This is a genomic window from uncultured Ruminococcus sp. (genome assembly GCF_937915125.1).
Classification (GTDB): Bacteria; Bacillota; Clostridia; order Oscillospirales; family Ruminococcaceae; genus Ruminococcus_C.
The window spans coordinates 1-5391 of record NZ_CALDMP010000045.1 but is presented as its reverse complement, the minus strand read 5'-3'; the positions used below and the strand labels follow the sequence as shown (position 1 = coordinate 5391).

Sequence of the window (5391 nt, the reverse complement as noted above, 5' to 3'; positions counted from 1 at the left end):
GACGAAAAATCTGACGGCGCATCTGACGCACAATCTTTGTGCGGTATTGCCTTACGTTACAAATCGGCTTAAACTAAGATAAATATAATCATTTATCTTATATATACATGCAAAATGGAAGTTTAAAAAAGTCAGATGATATTATTTTTACTTCAATAAACCACCGAGAATTGGCATGTGTTATAATAGAAAAAAGTGTTGCACCATTCTTGTACAGCATGATCAATGAAAAAATGAGAGACCGGAAGAGGAATCCGGTGATGCGGACGCCGCATGGAAAAGGAAGGACAGAGTTTATTGAAAACATGGATGACGCTTGGGGGAGCGTGATGCAATGAAAAAAACAGACGGAAAGAATATACAGACCCAAAAGTCGGATACAGTAGATGTGGTCGCAGATTCCAACTACAGTACGGTATCCGAGGAATATAATACATTGTTCCGTGCCTGGCGGAATGATGAGACAAATGAATATGCATTCCACTGTCGAAAGCGGGAAAAAGAAGTGGTCTATGTGGAAGGAAAAGGCTATCACGACATCGACCCGGCAGTGGAAGAACGGAATACCATGCTTCGCATCAATGTGGTGCTGGGCATGGCAATGCTTTACTATTTGCTGATTGAAAATATGCTGACAGCGGTTCTGATGGGTGTGGCACAGCTTATGGGGCTGGATGTGGGCTATTGCTACAGTGATGGTACGGTGTATGGCAATCAGACAGCGGTGCTGATCATTCTCATGCTGAAAACCCTGCTGAAATATCTGGTGCCCATATTGGTGTTCCACTTTTCCTTCCGGATGCCGCGCCGGGTGGCATATCGCCTGAGACCGGAGGAACCACGGGAGATCCCGGCATCTCTGGCAATAGAATTTATTGTGTTTGCTGTGGTGAATATCTGGCTTCTGTTCTCGTCGTCAAATTTGCTGAGCTTCAGCACGCTGGGGGACGCATACTATACGGTTTCTTATATGCGGCCGGTATATCAGGCAATTTATCTGATATTTGAACTGCTTATGGTGAGCATTCTGAAAGAAGTTATGTTTCATGGGGAAATACTCCACGTGCTGCGGCAGTTCGGTGACTGGTATGCCATATTCCTGACGGCAATGCTGGCAGTCTGTGCTGCACACAGTCATGTGACAATACTCATGGAACTTTCTATGTCCATTGTGACCGGAATTGCTGTACTGCGAAGCGGTTCACTTCTGGCAGGGATCGTGGATCAATTGGTGTGTCACATACTATTGTTTTCGTTTTTTTACCTGGAAATTTCGCCGGATGGGAGCCTGTATTCATACCGTCCACTTCTGATGGCGGCTGTACTTCTGACAGGTTTGATTCTCTGTGTTACTGTCATTCGTCCCACTGAGAAGAGCCCGGCACTCCTGCCCCAGAAGCACTTTCTTACATTTCGGGAACGGCTCCAGACACTGCTGCATTTTGGTCCGCTGACCATAATCTTTTGTCTGTGTGCTATTCTGATGTTAGTCGAGGTGGTGCTCTAAGTGACAGAGTTTGTACCGGAACAACGATATATGGAGCGTGCACTGGAGCTTGCAGCTCTGGCAGCGTCCATGGGCGAGGTGCCTGTGGGCGCTGTTGTTGTACACAAGCCCACGGGACGCATTGTGGGAGAGGGATACAACCGGCGTGAGACAGACCGTTCGCCGTTGGCACATGCGGAAATTCTGGCAATTCAGGAGGCAAGCCGTACCCTTGGAGGATGGCGGCTGGTGGACAGTGCACTTTATGTCACGCTGGAACCGTGCCCTATGTGCGCTGGTGCCATATTACATGCCCGGCTGGATCAGGTTGTGTTCGGTACACGTGACCCAAAGGGTGGTGCCGTGCGCTCTGTGCAGGAAATGTTCGCTTTGCCCTATAACTGGAAGCCGGAAGTGCTGGAGGGACTGATGCAGGAGGAATGCGCACAGGTGCTCCGGGATTTTTTTCGGGAACTGCGGACGAGGAAACGGGAAAAACGTAGTGAACTTCACGATACGCTCTGAAACAAAAATAGAATAAGGAGAATACAATGACTTATCCATTTCAGAATACATCGCTCTCCATGGAAGCGCGTGTCCGGGATCTGCTGTCCCGGCTGACCATGGAAGAAAAAATCTACTTGCTTTCCACCCATCAGATGCCGGTGGAACGGCTGGGTGTGGGAGAGTGGTACATCGGCACAGAGGTGGCACGAGGCTATGTTTCCAGAGAACCGGGGGAATATTCCACTGTGTTTCCCCAGCCCATCGGTCTGGCGTCAACCTTTGACCCCAATCTCATGGAACAGCTGGGAGAGATCGCCGGGGAAGAAGCACGTTATTTCCACCGGAAAGACCCCAAGAGTCACCTTATGCTCTGGGGCCCGACCGTTGACCCGGAACGTGACCCCAGATGGGGACGCACCGAAGAGGGCTATGGTGAGGATCCGTTCCTCATCGGGGAAATGACTACAGCATATACCCAGGGTATGGCTGGCAATGATCTGGTGTACCGCCGCACCATCCCTACTCTCAAGCACTTCTGCGCCAACAACAATGAAAAACAGCGGGATCGCTGTTCTGCCAATGTGACGCCACGAACCTTGCACGAATACTATTATCGTGCCTTTGAAGCATCTATTGTCCGGGGCGGTGCTGGTTCTATGATGACCGCCTATAATGAATTGAACGGTGTTCCTGCATGTATGAACCCGGATCTGAAAAATGTGGTGAAAGACCAGTGGAAGCTGGGATTCGTGGTGACAGATGGTGCGGATTTTTCCCAGAATGTCCTGGCGCACCGTTCTCATACCACCCATGCCGAAGCCCTGGCAGCCTGTCTCAAAAACGGCAATGACGTTATGACTGACGATACGGAAATGGTTGCCGCTGCTGCCAGAGATGCACTGGATCGTGGGCTAATCACCGAAGCGGATATTGACCGTGCTGTGGGGGATTCCATGCTGGGTCGGTTCCGGCTGGGAGAATTCGATGGCGACAAATGCCCCTATAACACCGAACCGGCGGAAACGGATACCATCATTCACCGTGCAGTGAACCAGTGTGCCGCCAAGGAGCAGATGTGCCTGCTGCACAACGATGGTATTCTGCCCTTGCATCTGAAATCGGGCGCAAAAGTCGCTGTTATTGGCCCTCTGGGTGCGGAGAATTATCGGGATTGGTACACGGGTACGGCATCCTATGCAGTGCATATTGTGGATGCGCTTCGGGAACGCCTGGGTGCAGAACAGGTGCTCTTCGATGATGGCTATGATATTGTCGGTGTGCAGTCGGTACAGAACGGAAAGTTCCTCTCTGTGGCAGAGGACGGCACCATCTGTGCCGATGGGGAACAGCTGGGAGAACGGGAACGCTTCCGGTATCACGACTGGGATTTCGGCAGCGTGAATCTGCGTGCCTGCTGCAATGACCGCTATGTCATTGAGGACGGCGCTTATCGTGCCACAAGTGAAACGCCCTATGAGTGGTTCATCAGGGAATGGCTGCGCCCGGAACCCTACGGCGATGGGGTACGGTTCCGCAGCTGGCACGATATCCCCATGGATGTGGCTGTTCGGGCAGATGGTACGCTGGGAGCAGTGAAATCCGGACGTCCGGCGGCAGACCGGCTGTTCCGGATCGTGATAGCAGAGGATGGCGCAGCACGTGCAGCTGCATTAGCGAAGGAAGCAGATGTGGTGATTCTCTGCCTGGGCAACCATCCCATGCAGGTGGCACGGGAGTGCTATGACCGTCCTGATCTGGAACTGCCGGCACATCAGAAGAAACTGCTCCGTGCCGTACAGGCGGCAAATCCCAACACAGTGCTCACTGTGGTTTCCAGCTATCCCTATGCCCTGGGTGAAGCGCAGTCCCTCTTGCCGGCGATTTTGTATACCACCCACGCCGGGGCAGAACTGGGCAATGCAGTGGCGGATACGCTTCTGGGAAAAAATAATCCGGCGGCACGCTGTCCTATTACCTGGTATAAAACGGCGCAGGATCTGCCCGATATCATGGAATATGACATCATTGAGGCGGAGCGCACTTATTTATATGACACAGTAGAACCCTTGTACCCCTTTGGCCATGGGCTGTCCTATTCCACTTTTGTGTACCGTGATCTGACCGCAGAGGTAAAGCCGGAGGGTGTATTATTCCGTTTAACGGTGGAAAATACCTCGGAGCGGGACGGCGATGAGGTAGTGCAGCTGTATTTCCGTGCACTTGCATCCCACATGAAGCGTCCGAATCGACAGCTGTGTGGTTTCCAGCGTGTGCCGGTACCTGCCGGGACGGCTGTGCCGGTGACGATTTTTGTGCCATGGTATGCTCTGGAATGCTATGATGTGACACGGGAAAAAATGATGGTGGAGCAGGGAAGATATCGGTTCTTTGCAGGTGCATCGTCAGCGGATATCCGGCTGGAGACTGAGGTGGATATTCCGGGAGAAAGCGTTCCGCCCAGAGACCTGTCCCAGCCGGTTTGTGTGAAAAATTATGATGGCAAGGCTGGCATGATGACCCGGCTGGCGTATTCCATGAAGGAAAATGACTGGTATGGCTGTACCAATGAGTGGGGTGGTTCCTTTACCTTTGCAGATGCGGCATTTGCAGGATACACCAAGGCGGAACTGTGGGCAGCTGCACCATGCGGCAAAGCAGTTGTAACGGTGTTTGCCGGCGAGGAGGAATTGGGTAAGGCGGAGCTCCTGCCGGCACGCTGCATGGATGATTTCCGGGGGTATCCCATTTCGCTGAAACCGTTTTCCGGACAGGCTGATCTGCGTCTGGAGATAAAGGGTATGGCTTGTTTGTATCGGATACAGTTGGGGTAAAGTATAGGGATTCTAAGGCGATTATCCTGTGTGCTGTGACAGAAAAAATTGACAATTACCACTTTATGTGATACAATGGGCAATACCGCACAAAGATTGTGCGTCAGATGCGCCGTCAGATGAAACAAAAAGCGGAGTGAATACTTTGTGTATTCACGAGCATTTTTGTGAAATATGACGGAAAATATGCAAGCATATGACGTGCAAAGCCGCTAGGCGCTCTTTGTGCGGTGTTGCCAATGTATTTATTGTCGGCTTCTTCCGCAAGGAGGGAGGTGACCGTATGGAATACATATTCTCTTTTGTAGTCGGTGTCATGGCACGTGTAGTTGGTTACTGCATTTGCAAGTGGTTAGACAAATGACATAAGTCTGACAAGTAACCCACTATACCTTATCTTTTTGGATAAGGCAAAAGCCCCGGAGTTGCAGCTCCGGGGCTTTTGTTTTTTGTGTGTCCGTATGGACATACTCTCTTTTGTGGTTAATTTTATTATACCACGTGACATCTGTTTTGTCAAGGCAATACCGCACAAAGATTGTGCGTCAGATGCGCCGTCAGATTTTT

3 protein-coding genes are annotated in these 5391 nt (G+C 51.0%); all 3 read left to right on the top strand.

Annotated elements, in window-relative coordinates; all coding sequences use genetic code 11:
• Nucleotides 1–334 precede the first annotated feature (334 nt).
• The 3 genes from Q0418_RS04845 to Q0418_RS04835 are packed head-to-tail and all read left to right on the top strand — an operon-like array spanning nt 335 to nt 4824.
• Nucleotides 335–1507 carry a type II CAAX prenyl endopeptidase Rce1 family protein gene (locus Q0418_RS04845; protein WP_298482770.1) on the top strand — a complete coding sequence of 391 codons (1173 nt, stop codon included), beginning with the start codon at nt 335–337 and terminating at the stop codon, nt 1505–1507.
• Entirely contained in the window at nt 1508–2011 is a 504-nt protein-coding gene (tadA, locus tag Q0418_RS04840; RefSeq protein WP_298482768.1) for a tRNA adenosine(34) deaminase TadA, read from the top strand.
• Between the two features lie 26 nt (nt 2012–2037).
• Nucleotides 2038–4824 (top strand): glycoside hydrolase family 3 protein, encoded by a 2787-nt coding sequence (locus tag Q0418_RS04835; RefSeq protein WP_298482766.1) that lies wholly within the window; start codon nt 2038–2040, stop codon nt 4822–4824.
• Nucleotides 4825–5391: the final 567 nt, after the last annotated feature.